The sequence below is a fragment of the Psychromonas sp. L1A2 genome, from assembly GCF_009828855.1.
Lineage (GTDB): Bacteria > Pseudomonadota > Gammaproteobacteria > Enterobacterales > Psychromonadaceae > Psychromonas.
Map to the genome: position 1 here is coordinate 1,197,417 of NZ_WUAG01000001.1, position 20,387 is coordinate 1,217,803.

The window sequence follows — 20,387 nt, forward strand, 5'->3', positions numbered from 1 at the left end:
TGAAAATTAATGCAAATAGCATTGTGATATTATGAAAGGGTGGTAAATGGGTTTTCATTTTTGAAATATTTTACTTTTGGGTGTTTAAAGTGTTTATTAATGTTAGCAGTCATTACATTGATTCTTATTGCAGTATTATTGACGGCTGCCCGTTTTGCAATAAATAGTGTTGATGATTATAAAGAACAACTCGTAGAGTGGGTTGCCGCTGAACACGATATTAATGTAAATGCAGATAAAGTCACTGCTGGAGTTGATTTCTCTGGCTTAGTGCTGACGCTAAAAAATGTAACCTTCACTGAAACTGAAGCCTTACCTTTTGAATTGAAAGTAGATAATCTTTTTTTACATTTTGATTTTTTAGAGAGTCTTCGTCAACAACACATTACGTTTAATGATATATCGATAAAAGGGGCTGATTTACTTTTAAAATCTCCTATTGATACAGAGGAAATTGAACAGTTAGAATTATCTGAGACAGACGAACCACAATCCCAAAGTACGCTAGATGCACTCAAAAATATATTTCTTCTTCGTTTAAGTTCCTTTTCCATTACTGAAAGCCGCATTAACTTTACCGATCACCTTTACAATAAAAAAACAGTTTTAATACAAGATTTAAGTTGGATTAACGATGGTGAACATCATCAAGGCGTCGGCAAAGCCTCACTCCCTAATACATTGGACGATAATAGTTTAGAATTTATCATTGATATAAAAGGCGATGCTGAAGGATCAAACGAACAATTAATTGGTAGTCTTTATGCCCATGCTGAAAATTTAAATGTCGCTGAGTATATTAGGCCTCAAATTAATCCATTAGCAGAATTAAAAACTGCGACTATGTCATTCAAGTTATGGGGTGAGTTTGATTTTAATGGCCCTAAAAATATGCAATTAGAATGGGGGAATTCTGAGATAGCTTGGTCAATGTTGGATCAATCGCACGATTGGCAAATAAACCATGGTTCGTTACAGTTTACCTATCAAAATAATTATTGTTTGTTTGATAGTTATGACTTAAATATCACTCATAATTATATTCCTTTTAGCGATGTGGAAGTATCTGCTGAGGGAACATTAGGCCAATTTGGTGGTTTTGATTTAAACGGTATTGATGTCAGTTCTATTATGCCATTTGGACTTTTATTTTCGTCTCTTTCTGAAGCGGATATTAACTATATCTCAGCGTTAGAAATTGGTGGGAAATTAAATAAAATAGGTTTGAAGGTCGAAAAACCAGGCGAACTGACCGTTAATGCTAATATTGATGCTTTTAATAACCAAGCTGTTGGCGTTATTCCTGGTGTTAGTGATGCCAATATATCGGTAACATCGAATCAACAGTCAGGGCATGCGACCATAAAATTAGGGCAACAGGAAATTCATTTTGACGGGCAATTTAATCGCCCTATGCCCTTACAACAGGGTGATTTCGAATTAAATTGGACGAATAATGAAGAGGGGTTCGAACTCATTAGTAAAAAAAGTTTACTGGTTACTGATGAACTTAATAGTCTCTCTCAGTTTTCATTGTTTTTTCCTAGTGAAAGCGCCACTGATACTAGCCCTATCCTAAATCTTTATGCTTATGCTTCTCTCAATGATGCCAGTAAAGCACAACATTACTTTCCTGTTCATGCGATGGGCGAGGATGTTTTTGACTATTTACAACCAACACTTAAAAAAGGCACGGTAACCGGTGCTAAGGTTCTATGGAGTGGACGTCTCTCTGATTATCCATTTACAGAAAATCAAGGTGTATTCCAAGCCTACGTACCAGTAAAAGATGCTGAATATAATTTTTACCAAGGTTGGCAAGGGTTAAGCGATTTAGATCTTAATTTGTTATTTGAAAATGATTCCTTAATCATGAAAAGTAATAAAGCTAGGTTAGGTGATATTAAAGTAGATAAGTTGATTGCTGATGTTGATCATTTGAGTTCAGAAGGTATTTTAACGGTTAATGTCGATCTTGAAGAGAAGTCTAAGTCGATTGTTAAATATCTTATCGCATCGCCATTAAAAGACAGTGTGGGTAAGGCTGTACAATCAATTCATATTAATGACCGTCTACAAGGCAATCTAACGCTGACTATCCCATTAGCTGAGGATAATGATGATACTCAAGTGTCGGGAAAATTTAACCTTAATAAGAACAATGTTGATCTTGAACTTGGTAGTGACTATATACTGCCATTAAAGAATGTGAAAGGTACCTTTAGTTTTATTAATGGTGATTTAGAAGCTGATGATTTAACGGCTACATTATTTGGGCAACCTGTTAATTTTTCTTTCTTTAGTAAAGAGTTTCCCGATAAATATGAACTCAAAGCTAGTCTTTCTGGTGAGTGGGATGTGGCTAAATTGAGTGATCATCAACAATCATTATTACCTTTACAACTAAGCGGCAATTTGGATTGGCAAGGGCAAATGAGCTTCACACAAAGTTTAAATCAAGATTATAAATTTGGTGTGCATTTAACCTCTCAATTACAGGGAATGAAGATTGGGCTCCCTGCTCCATATAATAAAAATGCATTACAAGTTTGGCCAACAACAATCAATATTAATGGTAACCAGAATAGTATGCGTTGGGATGCGTTGATTACTGATAAGTTAAAATCAGCTGGCGAATTAGCATATTCAAAACAACAAACGTTTATTAAGTATCTTTATTTAGGGTTAGGTAAAGACACTGGTACTAATATTGATAAAACAAAACAAGTGGTTCGTGTTAATCAAGATAAAGTTAACTTAACGCCTTGGGTGGAAATTTTAAATGAACACTTTGTCGAGCAAGCTGCAGTAGCAATTAACACCGCAACACAAACCACTGAAAGTTTAGCGGCAGTTGATACTAATACTTTGATAGACCTTGACGCATTTTATCTTAATATCAAACATGCCGAGTTGTTCGAGCAACCTTTGGTTAACTTGAGTTCTGAGATAATACAAACAGATGAAAAACTGACTGTTAATATTAAAGGTGATGACTTATTGGCGAATATTGAATATCGACAAGGTATTCCTGACCGTTATGACATCAGTATTAAACAAATGAATTTTCAGTTATTAGACATGGATGCATTACAAGCAGTCTTCTTTAACGAAGAAAATGATACGTTAACTGAATACAGTGATAATTTACGTGAAGACTATCCTGAAGTATTTTTAGAATGTTTATCCTGTACTTATAAAAAAATGGATCTATCACCTTTAAAAGCGCATGTATTTCCTAGCCAATCTCGCTTTAGTATTGATTATTTGCAATTAGGTGAAGAGGGACAAGCAACGAATATTTCAGGAGTTTGGGATCAGCGCCGTACTAATATTATTGTAGATAGTCGTGCGAGTAGTGAAACCAGCATTGTTCATCGTCTAGGTTATGATAGTCCAATGAATTTTCAAGACGCTCAGTTAAATGGTGCATTTAATTGGATTGGTGCACCATGGCAGTTTAATTTTGATTCTTTAAATGGCGATCTCTCTTTAGACGTTGAAAATGGTCAAATCACCGAAGTAGATGACAAAGGTGCACGTTTATTAGGCTTTTTGAGTCTTGATGGTATTCGACGTAGTTTGAACTTAGAGTTTGATGATGTTTTCTCTAAGGGGCTAGGTTTTGATGAAATGTCGCTTTCTGCAAATATTACCAACGGCATTCTAAAAAATGATGATTATTATCTGTATGGCTCTGCCGGTAAAATTTCCGGTGATGGACTGGTTGATTTACCAAATCTTAATGTGAATTACCGTTTTAGTTATAGCCCTGCGGTAACCTCTAGTTTGCCCGTGTTAGCGGCTTTTGCGATTAATCCATTAACCGGCGCTGCGGTATTAATGTTAACTAAAATACTAGAGCCTGTAGTGGACACCATTATACGAGTAGACTTCTCGGTAAAAGGTGCGTTGAACGATCCTGAAATTAAAATTGAAGATAGATTAAAAGGCAAAGTAAAACTGCAAAACAGTGAAGTGTTAGAAGAGATTGAAGATCAACAAATAAAAGTAAAGCCATTGCAAGATAGTGTATTAAATGAAGAAGCAACGGATAATGAGGAGCTAGAAGATGAGTTCTAATATAAAGAGCACTGATATAAATAGCATCGACACATGTAAATTAACCGCCATTCAAATTATTAGTAATGACAATGTTGACGATAATTTCTTACAAATAGAAACACAACTTAATGCTTTGCCGGCAAGTACAGATGTAACAAAGCACATTGTGTTATTACCTGAAAATGCCCTTTGCTTTGCGAATAGAGAGCATTACTTAAGCGTTGCTGAACGTTTGGGTGACGGACCGAATCAAACACGTTTAAGCGAACTCGCTAAACAACATAATTGTATTTTAATCTGTGGTAGTTTCCCTATTCAAAGTGAGCAAGCAGATAAAATATACACGACTAGCTTAGTTTATTCAGAGAGTGGTAAGCTGCTTGAGTCGTATCATAAAATTCATTTATTTGATGCTGATGTTGCCGATACACAAGGTGCATACAAAGAGTCTGATACCTTTATCGCAGGACAGCAAATAAAAGTGGTTGATTGCGGTTTTGCAAAAATCGGTTTAGCGATCTGTTATGATCTACGCTTTCCTGGTTTGTTTCAAAAACTCGCTGAACTTGAGGCTGATATTATATTGTTACCGGCAGCTTTTACCAAAGTAACAGGAGAAGCACATTGGAAAGCACTATTACAAGCTCGTGCAATTGAAAATCAATGTTATGTTATTGCGGCGAATCAAGGTGGTAAACACTTTGTTAACCACGACGCTTTCAAAATACGTGAAACCTACGGACATTCCATGATTATTAATGCCTGGGGAGAGGTACTTAGTGAATTAACAACGGGTAATGGCTTTGCACAAGCTAACTTCGACAAAGGTGCTTTAAACAGCATTAAAAAAAACATGCCTGTACAGCAACATAACCAATTTAATAGCACTCAAAAATTTAAATAAAATAAGGATCCTTAATGTCTTTTCAACAAGTTGTAGACAATTTTTTAGCCCCTGCAGATATGCAAATCAGTGATTTAGAGTCACAGCTTAGCCAAATTTCTGGGGCACAAATTGACTATGCAGATTTTTATTTTCAAGCGAGTCGTCATGAGTCTTGGTTATTAGAAGATGGTATCGTTAAAGAAGGTAGTTATAACATAGAAAAAGGCATCGGTATCCGTGCTGTTTCTGGTGAAAAAACGGGGTTCGCGTATTCGGACCATATTTCTAAAAAAGCGATATCAGAAGCGGCTAATGCTGCTAAAAGTATTGCTAACTCTGGCCAAGAGAAAACCATTAAATTAATCATGCCTAAGGCACAACCTATTTATTACGGTACCTCTGATCCTTTAGAAAGTATGAGCCGTGATAAAAAAATTGAATTATTAAAGCAAGTTGATACTTTTGTTCGTGCTTTAGAGCCATCGGTAAGTGAAGTGACTGTGTCATTAAATGCGGTTTATGAAGAAATTCTAGTGGCGGCAACTGACGGTACATTAGCATCAGATATTCGCCCTTTAATCCGTTTCGGTTGTTCAGTCTTAGTTGAAAAAAATGGTAAGCGTGAACGTGGTAGTTCAGGTGGCGGTGGCCGTTTTGATTTAGATTACTTTACTGATACGCAGGAAGGTGAATTAAAAGCATTCTCTTATGCTCGTCAAGCAGTACGCCAAGCATTAGTTAATATTGATGCTATTGCTGCACCTGCTGGTGCTATGCCGGTTATTGTCGGTGCAGGTTGGCCGGGAGTGTTATTGCATGAAGCAGTAGGGCATGGTTTAGAAGGGGATTTTAACCGTAAAGGGTCTTCAGCATTTTCTGGCAAGATAGGTCAACAAGTGGCTTCTAAGCATTGTACGATTATTGATGATGGCAGCATTGCTGATCGTCGTGGCTCAGTCAATATCGATGATGAAGGGACTAAAGGACAACGTAACGTTTTAATTGAAAACGGTATCTTAAAAGGTTACATGCAAGACAAGCTTAATGCACGATTAATGGGCGTTGATCCAACGGGAAATGGTCGTCGTGAGTCTTATGCTGATTTACCAATGCCACGTATGACGAATACTTTTATGTTGAATGGTGAGTATGAGCATGAAGAGTTAATTGAAAGTGTTAAAAAGGGTATTTACGCGCCTAACTTTGGTGGTGGACAAGTGGATATTACGTCAGGTAAATTCGTATTCTCAGCATCAGAAGCTTATTTAATTGAAGATGGTAAAATTACCGCACCTATTAAAGGTGCAACTTTAATTGGTAATGGGTTTGATGCAATGCAACAAATCTCTATGGTCGCGAATAACATGTGCTTAGATGCGGGTGTTGGTGTTTGTGGTAAAGAAGGGCAAAGTCTACCTGTTGGTGTTGGGCAACCTTCGTTGAAAATTGATCAGTTAACAGTTGGTGGCACTAACTAAACTTACTTTTATTGTTCTATGTTTTTTGCTTTCCATTACGCTAGCTTGAATTTATAGCGCTTTCTATTTATACCGTTTTTTATAAGTAGGAAGTGGTATTAATATCAATACAAAAAAGCCAGATTAGTTTAGCTAATCTGGCTTTTTTGTTACGTAGATTATTTATTAGAGATTTATAAATATTAGCGAGCTATAAATATTAGCGAGCTATAAATATTAGCGACCTATAAACAATTCGTTTTTAAGTAAACAAATAATTCTTTTGCTGTTTTAGCTGGTTTCTCTAATTTCTTTTCTTTGTTCGCTTGGCGTATTAATTGACGCAGCTTTTGGCGTTCTAGTTGTGGATACATTTCTAATGTATCGTTCACTTTAGGATCGCCTAATTCGATTAACTGCTCTGTTAATAATTCTAAATGGGCGATCGCATGAGTACGTTTACGATTGTTATCATTCAAAATATCAAGTTTAGCAGTAATCTTTTCCATATCTTCTGTACGTAATACTTTACCGATATATTGATACTGCCTACGTAACGCTTCATGCTTAGTCGAAATTTTATGTGCAACCTTGATACCTTCCATTAATGTATCACTTGCTGGGATTTGGGCTAATTGCTTTGCATTTAAGGCCACTAACTGGCGGCCAATCTCTTTTAAAGCTTCAGCTTCACGTTTGATTTGCGACTTACTAATCTCTTCTTCTTCAGAGATTTCTTCAACTTTTTTATTCATAGATTATGGTCTATCACGTTAGGGATTAAATAATTAAGCGCATCATACCATCATCACAAGATGCTTACCTTAATCCATGTTATTATTTCTTATCTTAAATTTATTTTACATTGTGGTGCTATAACATGATTGAACAGAAACAGATGCTAGAAAATGCCGTTAATACGGCGCTTAATATTGCCAATGATTTAGGGGTTAGCCAAGCTGAAGTCGCATTAGGTAAAAGTGCAGGCATTTCTGTGAATACCCGTTTAGGTGAAGTAGAGAATATAGAGTTTAATCATGATGGTGCAATGGGCATCAGCGTTTATGTTGATCATCGTAAAGGCAGTGCATCTACAGCTGACTTAAGTGAAGAAGCGATTGCCGCTAGTGTGAAAGCAGCTGTCGATATTGCTAAATATACAAGCCAAGACCCTTATGCGGGATTATTAGATAAACGTTACTTAGAAGAAAATCCAATTGATTTAGATTTGTACCATGCAAGTAACAAAAGTACTGAGGATTTATTAGCATTAGCCAAACAATGTGAGGATATTGCATTAGGTTTGGATAAACGTATCGTGAATTCTGATGGTGCGGGTGTGAATAGCCATACTAGCTTACAAGTGTATGGCAATAGTAATGGTTTTCTAGAAAGTTACGGTAGCAGTCGTCATAGTTTAAGTTGTGTATTGATTGCACAAGAAAATGATGAAATGCAACGTGATTACAGTTATACCAGCGCGCGTGATATGAATGAATTGCTATCGCCTCAATGGGTAGCAGAACAAGCGGTGAAACGTACTGTAGAGCGTTTAGGTGCACGTAAAATAGCAACTCAAGAAAGCCCTGTTCTTTTCTCTCCAGAAATGGCGAGTGGCTTGTTTGGACATTTAGTCAGTGCTATTAGTGGTGCAAGCTTATATAAAAAGTCTTCTTTCTTACTCGATTCTATCGATACACAAATCTTTCCTGATTGGATGTCAATTTCAGAAGATCCTCATATCATCAAAGGCATTGCAAGTTCTCCTTTTGATAGTGAGGGTGGACGTACTATTAAACGTAATATTATTGATAATGGTTTTTTACAGACTTATCTTCTGACCGGTTATGCGGCACGTAAAATGGGTTTAGAAAGTACAGGTCATGCTGGTGGTATTCACAATTGGTTTGTGAAAGACGGTGGTTTAGATTTAGCTGGTTTATTAAAAGAGATGGGAACTGGATTATTTGTGACTGAATTAATGGGACAGGGCGTTAATATGGTGACCGGTGATTATTCTCGAGGTGCTGCAGGCTTCTGGATTGAGAATGGTGTAATTGCTTATCCTGTTCACGAAATAACGATTGCTGGTAACTTAAAAGAGATGTTCATGGATATCAGTGCGATTGGTTGTGATACTGACCCAAGAAGTAGTTTGAAAACAGGCTCTATTTTAATTAAAAAAATGAAAATAGCTGGCGCATAATATTGTCTATTGAAGTATTGCTTAATAAAAACCATTTCATAAAAAGAACTTAATAAAAAAGCCGCTACTTTAATTTAGCTAAAGTAGCGGCTTTTTTAATTACATTTTTATTAATAAAGCTTAGTAAATAAGCTGAATAGATAAACGCTATTGAGCTTTATGAATAATATAAGCTTTAGGGTAATCTAACTGTACCGATTTTAGTAATGCTTCTGTTTTAGATTCACTCGAGAAAGGCCCAACACGTAAATAATATAGGTTGTTTTTTTGTTCAATAAAGCTATTTACTTTGTATTGTTTGGTTAATTTTTCTGATAGTAAACCTGCTTTTTCTGCGCTCGATGTCACTAAGTATTGAATACTAAAAGTGCCGTTAAGATTTTCTTGCTCATTTAATATCGTAACACTTTCATCTTCAGGGAAATGTAATAGTTTAATTTCAACTTGGCCTGTACCTGCTTTAATAATATCGAGTTTGCTCGCTGCTGCATAAGAAAGGTCAATAATGCGACCTTCATGAAATGGTCCACGGTCATTTACTCTTACAATAATTTTCTTTTTATTGGCTAAGTTTGTCACTTCTACATAACTTGGTAAGGGTAAGTTTTTGTGGGCTGCGCTCATCGAAAACATATTATAACGTTCACCATTAGAAGTTAAATGGCCATGAAATTTATTACCGTACCAAGAAGCGCCACCTTTTTCCGTTAGCTCGGTAATATCTCTCCATACCTTGTAATCAACGCCGCGTACGGTGTAATCTTTATTGCCACCACGAGAATAAGGTTCATAACGAGGGGTTACATTTTCAATATGTTCTAATGATGGAATCTCTGTTGGTGCATGATCTTGACTGTATTGATAGCGGCCATAATTATCAGTATAAACAGGTTCTTCAGCCTTATTGTTAGTCTTGTTGCCTGCATCATTATTGTTACTACTACAAGCCGTTAAAAAAATGCTTATAAAGCAGAGTTGGAGTATATTTTTAAGCATAATTTTACCGTTTTATATTAAATCGTTTATGAGTATGGATAGACATTAAAATACCAAACCCTGCAAGTAAAGTTACAATAGAGGTACCACCAAAACTAACAATAGGTAGCGGTACACCTACCACGGGTAATAAACCACTTACCATACCAATGTTTACAAAAACATAAACAAAGAAAGTAAGAATAATACTCCCTGCAATTAATTTAGTGAAAGCATCCTGTGCTTGGTTAGCAATCCACAATCCTCGACCAATAATCAGAAGATAAATGCTTAATAAGAGTAAAACACCCACAAACCCAAATTCTTCGGAGAATACCGAGAATATAAAGTCAGTATGACGCTCAGGTAAAAACTCAAGTTGAGATTGTGTTCCTTGCATCCAACCTTTGCCCCATAAACCGCCGGAACCAATTGCTATTTTAGATTGAATAATATGATAACCCGCACCTAAAGGATCAGCTTCAGGATTAAGCAGTGTTAGAACTCGACCTCGCTGATAATCAAGCATCAGGAAATACCATAAAATAGGGGCAAAAGCTAACACAGCTGCTAGAGCAAGACCTATATATAACCAAGAAATACCCGATAAAAAGAGTACAAATATACCTGAAGAGGCCACTAAAATAGAGGTGCCTAAATCAGGTTGTTTAGCGATTAATAAAGTTGGAATGACTACTAATAATAAGGCGATAAAAGCTTGTTTAAAACGTGTTGGTAAGGTGAACTGACTTACATAATAAGCCACCATTAATGGCATAATTAACTTCATGATTTCAGAGGGTTGAAATTTTGTAAATCCTAAATCTAACCAACGTTGTGCGCCTTTACCAGTGTGCCCCATCACTAATACGGCAATCAATAATAATACACAAATTAAAAAGATAGCAGGGGTCCAACGTTGATACCATTCTGGTGGTATTTGAGCGATAAAAATCATTGCCGTCAATGCGATTGCTAAACGTGTTACCTGACGATATAGCATTTCATATCCACCTACGGAATACAAAACGGTCAAGCTAATGCTCATTAATGCAAGCAAGCCCAATAATAAGTAAGGGTCAATATGTAACCGATAGAAAATGCTTTTTTGAGCTTGTGTACTGACCATAATTATAAACCCGGTTCCGGTGTTGAAGCTGCTGAGGTTTTCTCTTTAAAGTACTCATCAAATAATTCACGAGCAATTGGCGCAGCATTACTACTACCACCACCTGCATTCTCTAATACAACAGTCACTACAATCTCAGGAGACTCGAAAGGTGCAAATGCGACAAACATAGCATTATCACGATGACGCTCGCTTATTTTATCTGCATCGTATACTTCATCTTCTTTAATATTAATAACCTGTGCTGTTCCTGATTTACCTGCGACGGTATACGGGGCATCACCAAAAGTACGGTAAGCTGTCCCTCTTCTTTTACTGGTTACGCCTTGCATTGCTTCTAATGCGACATCCCAATAGCGTTGACTATGTAATTTAACCGCTTGTTTTACTTCATACTCAGGTGTAATTGTCTCTTCCGCAGAGATAATAGAATTTAATATATGTGGTTTAATATTTTGACCACGTTTCGATAACATAGCCGTTGCTTTAGTTAATTGGATAGGAGTCACTGTCCAATAACCTTGCCCGATACCAATTGAAATCGTATCACCATCGTACCAAGGTTGATTGAATCGCGTACGCTTCCAATCTCGTGATGGCATAATTGCTTTTGTTTCTTCTGCGATATCTAAACCACTGTATTCACCAAAGCCAAACAAGCGCATGAACGGCTCGATACGATCAATACCTAATTTATATGAAGTGTCATAGAAAAAAGTATCACAGCTTTGCTCTATTGCATGGAATACATCTACTAACCCATGTCCCCAACGTTTCCAGTCACGGAAACGTCGTTTAGAATTAGGGACGATCCACCAACCTGGATCGAATATTTTTGTTTCTTCTGTAATGACTTTTTCATCTAATGCTAATAAAGCCATTTGTGGTTTAATGGTTGAAGCGGGAGGATAGCGTCCTTGTGTAGCACGGTTAATCAGCGGTCGATCTTTTGACTCTAATAGTTCTTGGTATTTTTTCTGGCTGATCCCAGTTACAAATAAATTAGGATCGTAACTTGGTGCTGACACAAGACTTAATACAGCGCCATTTCTGGCATCCATTAAAATAATGCTACCACGGTTATCGCCTAATAATTCTTGTGCTTTCAACTGTAAGTTAATATCAATATTAAGTTTGATATCTTTACCAGGCACTGGAGAAGTAAAGCTTAGTGTTCTGATTACCTTACCCCAACTATCAACCTCTACTTGGCGTTGACCTGGTTGACCATGTAAAATATCTTCGTAATATCTTTCAATACCTAATTTACCAATATAGTGGGTGCCTTGATAGCGTACACGTTCACCGCGTTCTTCGATTTTTTCTAGATCGCGGCTATTAATTTTCGCGATATAACCTAAAACATGTGTAAATGCATTACCGAATGGGTAATAACGTTTTAGGTTAGCTTGAATTGAGAAACCTCTGAATAAGTGCTGATTAACGGTGAATTTTGCGACTTCTTCAGGTGTTAGTTGATCACGGATCGTGATGGCTTTAAAAGAACGAGAATAGCGACTTTTACTTTTGAAATCGCTTAACTCATCTTCAGTCAGTGAAAGTAGAGAAGCTAAACGTTCAATATCATCTTGTAAGTGCTTTGTTTTATTGGGGATAACTTGCAAACTGTATACGGGTCTGTTTTCAGCGAGGATCACACCATTACGATCGTAGATTAAACCGCGATTCGGAGGGACGGTTTGCACACTGATCCGATTTGCATTGGATCTTGTTTTATAGGTATTGAAAGAGTTAATTTGTAGGTAATACAAATTAGTGATTAAAATACCTACTGCAAATAAGATCCCTAAAAAAACAACAATCGTTCTGCGCATAAATAAAGCAGACTCTGCGCTGTGATTACGAATGCTATTACGTTTTCTCTTCACCTTTATTCTCTGTGGTAGGGGTGATTAATAGTGAGTGTAAAGGCGCGATATAAGCTTTCTGCAACGATAATGCGAACCAAAGGATGCGGTAATGTTAATGCAGAAAGAGACCAGCGCTGTTCAGACTGTTGAATACATTCAGGCGCTAGACCTTCAGGGCCACCGATCAATAGGCTAATATTTCGCCCATCATGTTGCCATTTTGTCATTTCATTGGCTAATTGTTCAGTTGTCCACGATTTCCCTGTCACTTCTAGCGTGACAATTTTGTTACCTTTTGGAATCGCTTCTAAGGTTAACTCACCTTCTTTTTTCAAAATACGCTTAATATCAGCGTTTTTGCCACGTTTACCTGCGTTAATTTCTAATAACTCAAGCTGCATTTCTTTTGGGAAACGCCGTGCATATTCTAGGTAACCTTTTTCAACCCAGTCTGGCATTTTAGTGCCCACTGCAATTAGCTGAATTTTCATTATGCAGTTTCAGTCCATAATTTTTCTAGTTGGTAAAATTGACGCGTTTCGTCTTGCATAACATGCGCGACAACAGTGCCCATATCAATTAATACCCACTCGCTGCCTTCAAGGCCTTCAACGCCTAGCGGTACTTCACCTGCATTTTTTGCTGCTAGCGCAGTTTGTTCAGCAATTGAACGAACGTGGCGTTTTGAAGTACCTGTACAGATGATTAAAGTGTCAGTCACATCTGATATTCCAGCAACATCAATCGTAACGATTTCTTTTGCTTTCATTTCTTCAAGTTGATTAATGATAAATGCTTTTAATTGTTCGTCTTGCAAGGGAATTTCCTTCCGAGTTTATTGATTAAATTGTTTTAAGCGGCGGAGTATATCACGCAACTTATTAATTGGACGCATTTTGAGATTAATTTCACTTTTTTATTAACTGATAAACCATACAAATAAAATGGCTACCAGATAAAAATGTGATTTAGATCTCTATTTAAAAAGATCCATCACTTGCAAAAATATTGAACTTTATTAGACTGGGTGGTCAAAAGTGGGGAAAAGTGTCAAATTGTGGATCTTTTTCTTAGAAAGTGGATCATTCACCCACAAATAAATGGAATTGAATAATCATGTTGCGTGGCGCAAATGCAATAAATCTGGACACAAAAGGACGTATTGCGGTACCTACTCGGTATCGTGATTGGCTGACTGACAATTGTCAGGGCCAGTTTGTGTGCACGATCGATTTTCAATCTCAGAATTGTTTATTACTTTATCCATTACATGAATGGCTATTGATAGAAAATAAATTACGTGGTTTATCCAGTACCAATCCACAGGAAAGACGTATACAGCGACTCATTCTAGGTCACGCTAGCGAGTGTGAATTAGACAAAAACGGACGTACGTTGATCGCGCCAACACTTCGTCAACATGCAAAATTAGATAAAAAAATTATGTTAGTAGGTCAATTGAATAAATTTGAAATTTGGGATGAAGAAGTGTGGCATCAACAAGTACAGCAAGATCTGGAAAGCGATATGTCATTAGGCATGGAATTAAGTGATTCTCTCAAGGAGTTCTCGTTCTAATGAGTGAGCATGTAACCGTATTATTAGATGAAGCAGTAGATGGCCTAGCGATTAAGCCTGACGGCATTTATGTCGATGGCACTTTTGGTCGTGGTGGACATTCTCGTCATATTTTATCAAAACTTGGTCCAAATGGACGTTTGATCGCGATTGATCGTGATCCACGTGCAATCGCAACTGCTGAAGCATTAAAACTAGAAGATAGTCGTTTTGAGATCGTTCATGGACCTTTCTCTGGTTTAGCTGAATATATTAAAGATCTTGGATTAGCTGGAAAAATCGATGGTGTTTTATTGGATTTAGGTGTGTCTTCACCACAACTTGACGAAGCTGAACGTGGTTTCAGTTTTATGCGTGACGGCCCATTAGATATGCGCATGGATCCAACGTCTGGGATTAGTGCTGCCGATTGGTTAGCAAAAGCAGATGTAGATGATATTGGTTGGGCTTTAAAAACATTTGGTGAAGAAAAGTTTGCTTATCGTATTGCTCGCGCAATCGTCGCAGATAGAGTGGAAACACCGTTTACACGCACTTTACAGTTAGCACAGTTAATTGAGCGTTTATGTCCTAAGCGTGAAAAGAAAAAGCATCCTGCAACACGAAGCTTTCAAGGTATTCGAATTTATATTAATAGCGAATTAGAAGAGATCCACAAAGTATTAGAGGGTGCGTTGGATATTTTAGCGATTGGCGGTCAACTTTCAGTGATCAGCTTTCATTCGTTAGAAGATCGTATTGTTAAACGATTTATTCGCAAAGAAGAGAAAGGTCCTGAATATCCACCGGGTCTGCCATTAACAGATGCGCAGATGCAAGATGGAAAGAACTTGAAGTCAGCAGGTAAGGCTATTAAACCCAGTGCAAAAGAGGTTGAAGCTAATCCTCGTTCTCGTAGTTCGGTTTTACGCGTAGCAGTAAAAATCAGACAGCCAGAGGTTAAGTAAGTGGTTGATTCTCGAGATAGTTTGTTACTGCTTATCCTAGCTGATTTACGCCAAAATGCGATTTTGGTGATATTGGGTATTGTTATACTGATCAGTGCTTTATATAACATTTACATCACTCATGAAACGCGTGAGTTAGTGACTAAAAAAGAATATTTGTCACAGCAAAAAGACAATCTAATGATCGAATGGAGAAACTTGTTGATCGAAGAGCATACGCTTGATGAGCATAGCCGGATCCGTTCTGTTGCAGGTAATCAATTATCAATGTCACAGCCAACTAAGAATAATAGTGTATTAGTGGAAATTCGATGAACAGAAAACGGACTACATCAAGAACCAAGGCGGGTTCACAAACACGTAAGAAAAAAATATATCAGACTTATTCATCAGGTAGATATATTTTTGTCGCGGTGACGATCACTATGATCGCTATTGCTCTAATTTCACGTCTTGCATTTATCCAAGTCCTTGAGCCTGAATACCTTACCAATGAAGCTGATAAACGTAGTTTACGTGTCACTAGTTCTGTTGCTCATCGAGGTAATATTGAAGATCGAAATGGTGAAGAGTTAGCTATTAGTGTGCCTGCTTATGCGATTTGGGTCGATCCTAAAGAAGTTAAAAAACATTTTGTATTTACCCGTGAAGAATGGGCAGATAGTGCAGTGGTTAATCCTAAAACAGGGTTAGAAAGACATACTAAAAAGTATTTTTATGAGTCTAAAAAGTGGCCTGCCTTAGCTGAAGTACTTGATATTAAGATGGAAGATCTTGCTCGAGCAATCCAAAAACCAAATTCTCGATTTGCTTACTTAAGACGACAAGTAAATGATCCTGTAGTGCAATATGTAAAACAATTGAGACTATCTGGTATTTCTAGCCAATTAGAATCACATCGTTTTTATCCTACTGGAGAGATCAATGCCAATATTTTGGGGTTAACTGATCTTGATTCACAGGGTATTGAAGGAATAGAAAAAAGTTATAACGCTTACTTGGAAGGGCAAACAGGTAAAAAGCGTGTACGTAAAGATCGTCTAGGTAATGTCATCGATAATATCGAAGTACTTAGAGAGAAAAAATTAGCAGGTAATTTACAGTTAACAATAGATCAACGTATTCAAGCAGTGGCTTATAGTGAATTAAAGCGTGCTGTTAAAATCAATAATGCGACTTCTGGATCTATTGTCGTAATTGATATTCACAATGGTGAAATTTATGCGATGGCTAATTACCCGTCGTTTAATCCTAACGATCGTAATCAATATCAAGCGTATAAATTACGTAACCGTGCTATCACCGATACTTTTGAGCCGGGTTCTACAGTTAAACCATTAGTGGTTGCTAGTGCGTTAATGAACCATAAAACTGATTTAGATGAGATCGTCGATACATCACCGGGCTGGATGAATATTGGTGGTCGTCGAGTGCGTGACGGTCATAATTACGGAAAAATGGATTTAGCTAAAATATTAAAAAAATCGAGTAACGTTGGCGTAAGTAAACTGGCATTACGATTAAAACCAGAGCAATTACAACAAACTTTTGCTGATTTTGGTTTTGGTAATGACACTGGTATTGGACTGATTGGTGAGAGTGTGGGCCGTTTACCGATTCGTCATCGCTGGTCTGACTTTGAATTAGCAACGATGTCTTTTGGTTATGGCATTACTGCAACTACATTACAACTTGCTAAAGCTTATGGGATTTTAGGTAGTGGTGGAATGCAATACCCAATTTCTATTATCAAAGGGACACAACAGCCTGGTGAACAAGTTATTCCTAAAAAAATTGCACTTGAAGTTGTTGCAATGATGGAAGGTGTCAGTGAAAAAGGTGGAACAGCTCCAAAAGCAAAAGTTGATGGTTATCGCATTGCAGGTAAAACAGGTACCTCTAGAAAAGCGGAAGCAGGTGGCTATGGAGATGACTATGTGGCGGTTTTTGCTGGTTTAGCACCGGCAACGCGTCCTCGTTTTGCAATCGCAGTGATGATCAATGAACCACAGGGCGATCGTTATTATGCCGGTGATGTTGCTGCCCCCGTGTTTTCTGAAGTCATGAAGAGCACTCTATTACTAACACATGTTTTACCGGATGGTGGAGATGAAAGCTACACCTACCTGGAGGCTAAGTAATGACCAATAAAGTTGAGCTAACACAACATAGTTGTATGCTTTCTTGGTTATTAACCCCATTTTTTAACAATGCAGATATTAATCCTGTTAACTCTTTAGAAGAAATCTCCATTAAAGGCATGACTCTAGATAGCCGCGTTATTAAACAGGGTGATTTGTTCGTTGCGCTGCAAGGTGCAATAAGTGATGGACGTACCTTTATTGGTAACGCAATCAATGCGGGTGCTTCAGTCGTGCTTTCTGAAACAAAAGATAAAATAGTACATGGCAATATACGCTTTGAACAAGACATCCCTGTTATTGACGTTTTTGAGTTAAATAAGCACCTAAGTGCAATCGCAATGCGATTTTACTTTCCTAGCTCGAACCTTCATGCAGTCACGGCCATTACTGGCACTAATGGTAAGACAACTATTGCAAGTTTATTAGCCAATAGTTACATGCTGTTAGGTCAGAAAAGTGCGCAGATGGGAACTATAGGAAATGGCTTATATGGTCAGCTTGAAACAAGTTTAAATACGACGTTAGACGCTATCTCAGTATGTCGTGAATTATCACAATACCAATGCCAGGGTGCTCAACATACGGTGATGGAAGTTTCTTCTCATGGTTTAATACAAAACCGAGTGGCTGCTATACCTTTTAAAACCGCTATTTTTACTAATTTAACGCGTGACCACCTTGATTATCACGGTACTATGCAAGCTTATGCCGATGCTAAAAAAATACTATTCGAAGAATTTCCATTACAACATCGTATTATCAATGCCGATGACTCAGTCGGTAAAGCGTGGCTAGCTGAGTTTTCTGACGCAATTGCTTATGGTTTTAATGTAAAACCTCACTCACCAACACAGCAGTATTTTAGTGTTACTAAAGTCGATTATTTAGCACAAGGTTTGGCCTTTAAATTTAGCTCTAGTTGGGGTGACGGTTTTATAGAAACGCGCTTTTACGGCGATTTTAATATTTCAAATATTGCCGCTGTCAGTTGTGCATTATTAGCCGATGGTTTTTCGATTCAAAACATTCAAACGGTAATTGCTCAATTAGCAGTAGTGCCTGGGAGAATGGAGCAATATGTATTTGAACAGAAAAAGCTAACGTTTGTTGTTGATTATGCTCATACACCCGATGCGTTACAGAATGCATTAAAAGCATTACAAAACCACACACAACAAGGTCGTATTATTGCCGTGTTTGGTTGTGGTGGTGATCGTGATAAAGGTAAACGTCCTGAAATGGCTAAAGCAGCTGAGAAAGGAGCTGACCAAGTCGTGATTGTTGATGACAATCCACGTAGTGAAAATGCACAAGAAATTGTTGAAGATATTAAAAAAGGATTAACTGATCCTGATAAAGCGTTGGTCATACATGATCGTAAGCAAGCCATTTTACATTTGTTAGCAACGGCAAGTGAAAACGACATTATCTTGGTCGCAGGTAAAGGCCATGAAGACTATCAAATATTTGGTGATAAAAAGGTTCATTACAGCGATCGAGAATGTTTAAGTGAGTTAATCGAACATTCGCAAGTAAAACAATCTGGATTAGAAAAAGAACAAACACAGGAACAAAAGCGATGATCACACTCTCAGTTGAGCAATTATGTAACGCAACGGAAGGTAACCTAAAAGAAGGTTACGCATCGCTTTCACATACTGCTGCTATCACTTTTAGTAATGTCAGCACCGATACTCGCACAATTAAAAGTAATGACTTGTTTATCGCATTAAAAGGTCCGTCTTTTGATGCCCATCAATTATTACAAAGCGCGCTTGATAAGGGGGCTTCTGTTTTATTAGTTGAAGCCAATATCCCTTTGAATATTCCAATTAATAGTATTGTTGTTGAAGTTGAAGATACTCGTATTGCGTTAGGTTTATTGGGTCGTTATGTAAGACTGCAAATCAATAGCTTAAAATGTGCTGCCATTACTGGTAGTAATGGTAAAACCACCTGTAAAGAAATGCTTAGTTCGATATTAACCGTGCATAGCGGTAGTGCAGATAAAGTATTGGCTACAGCGGGCAATTTTAATAATGATATTGGTTTACCGTTAACGTTACTTCGACTAGAAAAACAACATCAATTTGCGGTGGTAGAGTTAGGAGCAAATCATATTGGTGAGATTGCTTATACTGCCACTTTAGCAAAACCTGATGTTGCATTAGTTAATAACGTCATGCCTGCTCATTTAGAAGGTTTTGGTTCTTTAGAAGGTGTTGCAACGGCTAAATCTGAAATTTGGTCTAGCTTAGCGTCTGATGGAATAGCGGTGGTTAATTTAGATGCTAATTTTGCAGCAGATTTTGTTAAGCAATTACAGAAAAAGCAGCAACCATTTACCGGTTTTTCTAGAGAGAATGACAATAATGGTATGGTAGATGCCGATCTATTTGCTACTGAATTACACAGTAATGATTTAGGTCAATCAAGCTTTACATTGAACGTTAAAACATCTGTATTATTAAGCCATAAACAAACACAAAATGAATCGACTAATTCATTACAAAATATTCAAATTCAGTTGAACCTTCCAGGCAAGCATAATGTCAGTAATGCATTAGCAGCAAGTGCGATGGCATTGGCATTAGGCTGTTCATTAAATGACATTCAACAAGGTTTACAAACATTAAAAGAAGTCGCAGGGCGCGTTAACTGCTCTGCTATTTCTGAAAAATTAACCGTGATTGACGACACTTATAATGCGAACTCTGCATCAGTAAGTGCCGGTATTGATTTATTAGCTCAATATCCATCTGAACGATTATTAATTTGTGGCGATATGGGCGAATTAGGCCGTTATGCAGAGCAAGAACACCAAACCATTGGTGAGTATGCTCAGCAGCATAATATTGATCGATTATTTACAGTTGGAAATTTGAGTCAACAGGCAACAAATGCGTATAATGCTGCCTCTAAAAATGCAGGGGCAGAACACTTCTCAGACAAACAACAACTTAAATTAGCTATTAGCGCTTATTTAGGAAGTCAAAAATCTAAAGTTGTGGTGCTTGTAAAGGGCTCTCGTAGTGCAAAAATGGAAGAAATTGTCGCTTTCATTAAACAAGAGTTCGGTGCGTAAGTCTTCATCATCTGCTGGTCAACAGCTTTATAAAATAGGATTTT

16 protein-coding genes are annotated in these 20,387 nt (G+C 37.4%); 10 read left to right on the plus strand and 6 right to left on the minus strand.

Features of this window, described 5'->3' with window-relative positions; genetic code table 11:
• The first annotated feature begins 99 nt into the window (after positions 1-99).
• Genes GQR59_RS05270 through tldD form a run of 3 tightly spaced genes read left to right on the plus strand, consistent with a single transcriptional unit; the run spans position 100 to position 6,429 of the window.
• A complete protein-coding gene (locus tag GQR59_RS05270; protein WP_160061000.1) occupies positions 100-4,083 on the plus strand; it encodes a YhdP family protein in 3,984 nt (1,327 codons plus the stop codon).
• On the plus strand, positions 4,073-4,969 hold the full coding sequence (locus tag GQR59_RS05275; protein WP_160061001.1) for a carbon-nitrogen hydrolase family protein: 897 nt from the start codon (positions 4,073-4,075) through the stop codon (positions 4,967-4,969). Before GQR59_RS05270 ends, GQR59_RS05275 begins: the two co-directional genes overlap by 11 nt.
• 14 nt (positions 4,970-4,983) lie before the next feature.
• Positions 4,984-6,429, plus strand: coding sequence for a metalloprotease TldD (gene tldD / locus GQR59_RS05280; protein WP_160061002.1), 1,446 nt, complete (start codon positions 4,984-4,986; stop codon positions 6,427-6,429).
• 224 nt (positions 6,430-6,653) lie between these two features.
• On the opposite strand, the gene yjgA is transcribed toward tldD, so the two are convergent.
• Entirely contained in the window at positions 6,654-7,163 is a 510-nt protein-coding gene (gene yjgA, locus GQR59_RS05285; RefSeq protein WP_160061003.1) for a ribosome biogenesis factor YjgA, read from the minus strand.
• Between the two features lie 125 nt (positions 7,164-7,288).
• Between yjgA and pmbA the strand changes: the two genes are divergently transcribed.
• Positions 7,289-8,614, plus strand: a complete 1,326-nt coding sequence (gene pmbA, locus GQR59_RS05290) for a metalloprotease PmbA (RefSeq protein WP_160061004.1) — start codon at positions 7,289-7,291, stop codon at positions 8,612-8,614.
• 147 nt (positions 8,615-8,761) lie between these two features.
• Here pmbA and GQR59_RS05295 read toward each other — a convergent pair whose 3' ends face one another.
• The 5 genes from GQR59_RS05295 to rsfS are packed head-to-tail and all read right to left on the minus strand — an operon-like array spanning position 8,762 to position 13,406.
• Complete coding sequence (locus tag GQR59_RS05295; protein ID WP_160061005.1) at positions 8,762-9,610, minus strand: septal ring lytic transglycosylase RlpA family protein; 849 nt, start codon at positions 9,608-9,610, stop codon at positions 8,762-8,764.
• A gap of 4 nt (positions 9,611-9,614) precedes the next feature.
• On the minus strand, positions 9,615-10,718 hold the full coding sequence (gene rodA, locus GQR59_RS05300; RefSeq protein ID WP_160061006.1) for a rod shape-determining protein RodA: 1,104 nt from the start codon (positions 10,716-10,718) through the stop codon (positions 9,615-9,617).
• Positions 10,719-10,720: 2 nt separating this feature from the next.
• A complete protein-coding gene (mrdA, locus tag GQR59_RS05305; protein WP_160061007.1) occupies positions 10,721-12,607 on the minus strand; it encodes a penicillin-binding protein 2 in 1,887 nt (628 codons plus the stop codon).
• Positions 12,608-12,609: 2 nt separating this feature from the next.
• Positions 12,610-13,080: a 23S rRNA (pseudouridine(1915)-N(3))-methyltransferase RlmH gene (gene rlmH / locus GQR59_RS05310; RefSeq protein ID WP_160061008.1), complete on the minus strand. Its 471-nt coding sequence runs from the start codon at positions 13,078-13,080 to the stop codon at positions 12,610-12,612.
• Entirely contained in the window at positions 13,080-13,406 is a 327-nt protein-coding gene (gene rsfS / locus GQR59_RS05315) for a ribosome silencing factor (protein WP_028869770.1), read from the minus strand. The genes rlmH and rsfS overlap by 1 nt, the downstream gene beginning before the upstream one ends.
• 299 nt (positions 13,407-13,705) lie before the next feature.
• Between rsfS and mraZ the strand changes: the two genes are divergently transcribed.
• From mraZ to GQR59_RS05345, 6 genes are read left to right on the plus strand one after another with little or no spacing between them, the layout of a single operon-like run.
• Positions 13,706-14,167 (plus strand): division/cell wall cluster transcriptional repressor MraZ, encoded by a 462-nt coding sequence (mraZ, locus tag GQR59_RS05320; protein WP_160061009.1) that lies wholly within the window; start codon positions 13,706-13,708, stop codon positions 14,165-14,167.
• Positions 14,167-15,114 (plus strand): 16S rRNA (cytosine(1402)-N(4))-methyltransferase RsmH, encoded by a 948-nt coding sequence (rsmH, locus tag GQR59_RS05325; RefSeq protein ID WP_160061010.1) that lies wholly within the window; start codon positions 14,167-14,169, stop codon positions 15,112-15,114. The genes mraZ and rsmH overlap by 1 nt, the downstream gene beginning before the upstream one ends.
• Entirely contained in the window at positions 15,115-15,429 is a 315-nt protein-coding gene (gene ftsL, locus GQR59_RS05330) for a cell division protein FtsL (protein ID WP_160061011.1), read from the plus strand. It begins immediately after the preceding gene.
• Positions 15,426-17,255 carry a peptidoglycan D,D-transpeptidase FtsI family protein gene (locus tag GQR59_RS05335; protein WP_160061012.1) on the plus strand — a complete coding sequence of 610 codons (1,830 nt, stop codon included), beginning with the start codon at positions 15,426-15,428 and terminating at the stop codon, positions 17,253-17,255. The genes ftsL and GQR59_RS05335 overlap by 4 nt, the downstream gene beginning before the upstream one ends.
• Positions 17,255-18,841, plus strand: a complete 1,587-nt coding sequence (murE, locus tag GQR59_RS05340; protein WP_236546663.1) for a UDP-N-acetylmuramoyl-L-alanyl-D-glutamate--2,6-diaminopimelate ligase — start codon at positions 17,255-17,257, stop codon at positions 18,839-18,841. The genes GQR59_RS05335 and murE overlap by 1 nt, the downstream gene beginning before the upstream one ends.
• On the plus strand, positions 18,838-20,343 hold the full coding sequence (locus GQR59_RS05345) for a UDP-N-acetylmuramoyl-tripeptide--D-alanyl-D-alanine ligase (RefSeq protein ID WP_160061013.1): 1,506 nt from the start codon (positions 18,838-18,840) through the stop codon (positions 20,341-20,343). Before murE ends, GQR59_RS05345 begins: the two co-directional genes overlap by 4 nt.
• Positions 20,344-20,387: the final 44 nt, after the last annotated feature.

Bases quoted from the DNA above. Each gene is read 5' to 3' on its own strand.
- GQR59_RS05270 (WP_160061000.1), top strand. From the start codon at position 100: ATGTTAGCAGTCATTACATTGATTCTTATTGCAGTATTATTGACGGCT.
- GQR59_RS05275 (WP_160061001.1), top strand. From the start codon at position 4,073: ATGAGTTCTAATATAAAGAGCACTGATATAAATAGCATCGACACATGT.
- tldD (WP_160061002.1), top strand. From the start codon at position 4,984: ATGTCTTTTCAACAAGTTGTAGACAATTTTTTAGCCCCTGCAGATATG.
- yjgA (WP_160061003.1), bottom strand. From the start codon at position 7,163: ATGAATAAAAAAGTTGAAGAAATCTCTGAAGAAGAAGAGATTAGTAAG.
- pmbA (WP_160061004.1), top strand. From the start codon at position 7,289: ATGATTGAACAGAAACAGATGCTAGAAAATGCCGTTAATACGGCGCTT.
- GQR59_RS05295 (WP_160061005.1), bottom strand. From the start codon at position 9,610: ATGCTTAAAAATATACTCCAACTCTGCTTTATAAGCATTTTTTTAACG.
- rodA (WP_160061006.1), bottom strand. From the start codon at position 10,718: ATGGTCAGTACACAAGCTCAAAAAAGCATTTTCTATCGGTTACATATT.
- rlmH (WP_160061008.1), bottom strand. From the start codon at position 13,080: ATGAAAATTCAGCTAATTGCAGTGGGCACTAAAATGCCAGACTGGGTT.
- mraZ (WP_160061009.1), top strand. From the start codon at position 13,706: ATGTTGCGTGGCGCAAATGCAATAAATCTGGACACAAAAGGACGTATT.
- rsmH (WP_160061010.1), top strand. From the start codon at position 14,167: ATGAGTGAGCATGTAACCGTATTATTAGATGAAGCAGTAGATGGCCTA.
- GQR59_RS05335 (WP_160061012.1), top strand. From the start codon at position 15,426: ATGAACAGAAAACGGACTACATCAAGAACCAAGGCGGGTTCACAAACA.
- murE (WP_236546663.1), top strand. From the start codon at position 17,255: ATGACCAATAAAGTTGAGCTAACACAACATAGTTGTATGCTTTCTTGG.
- GQR59_RS05345 (WP_160061013.1), top strand. From the start codon at position 18,838: ATGATCACACTCTCAGTTGAGCAATTATGTAACGCAACGGAAGGTAAC.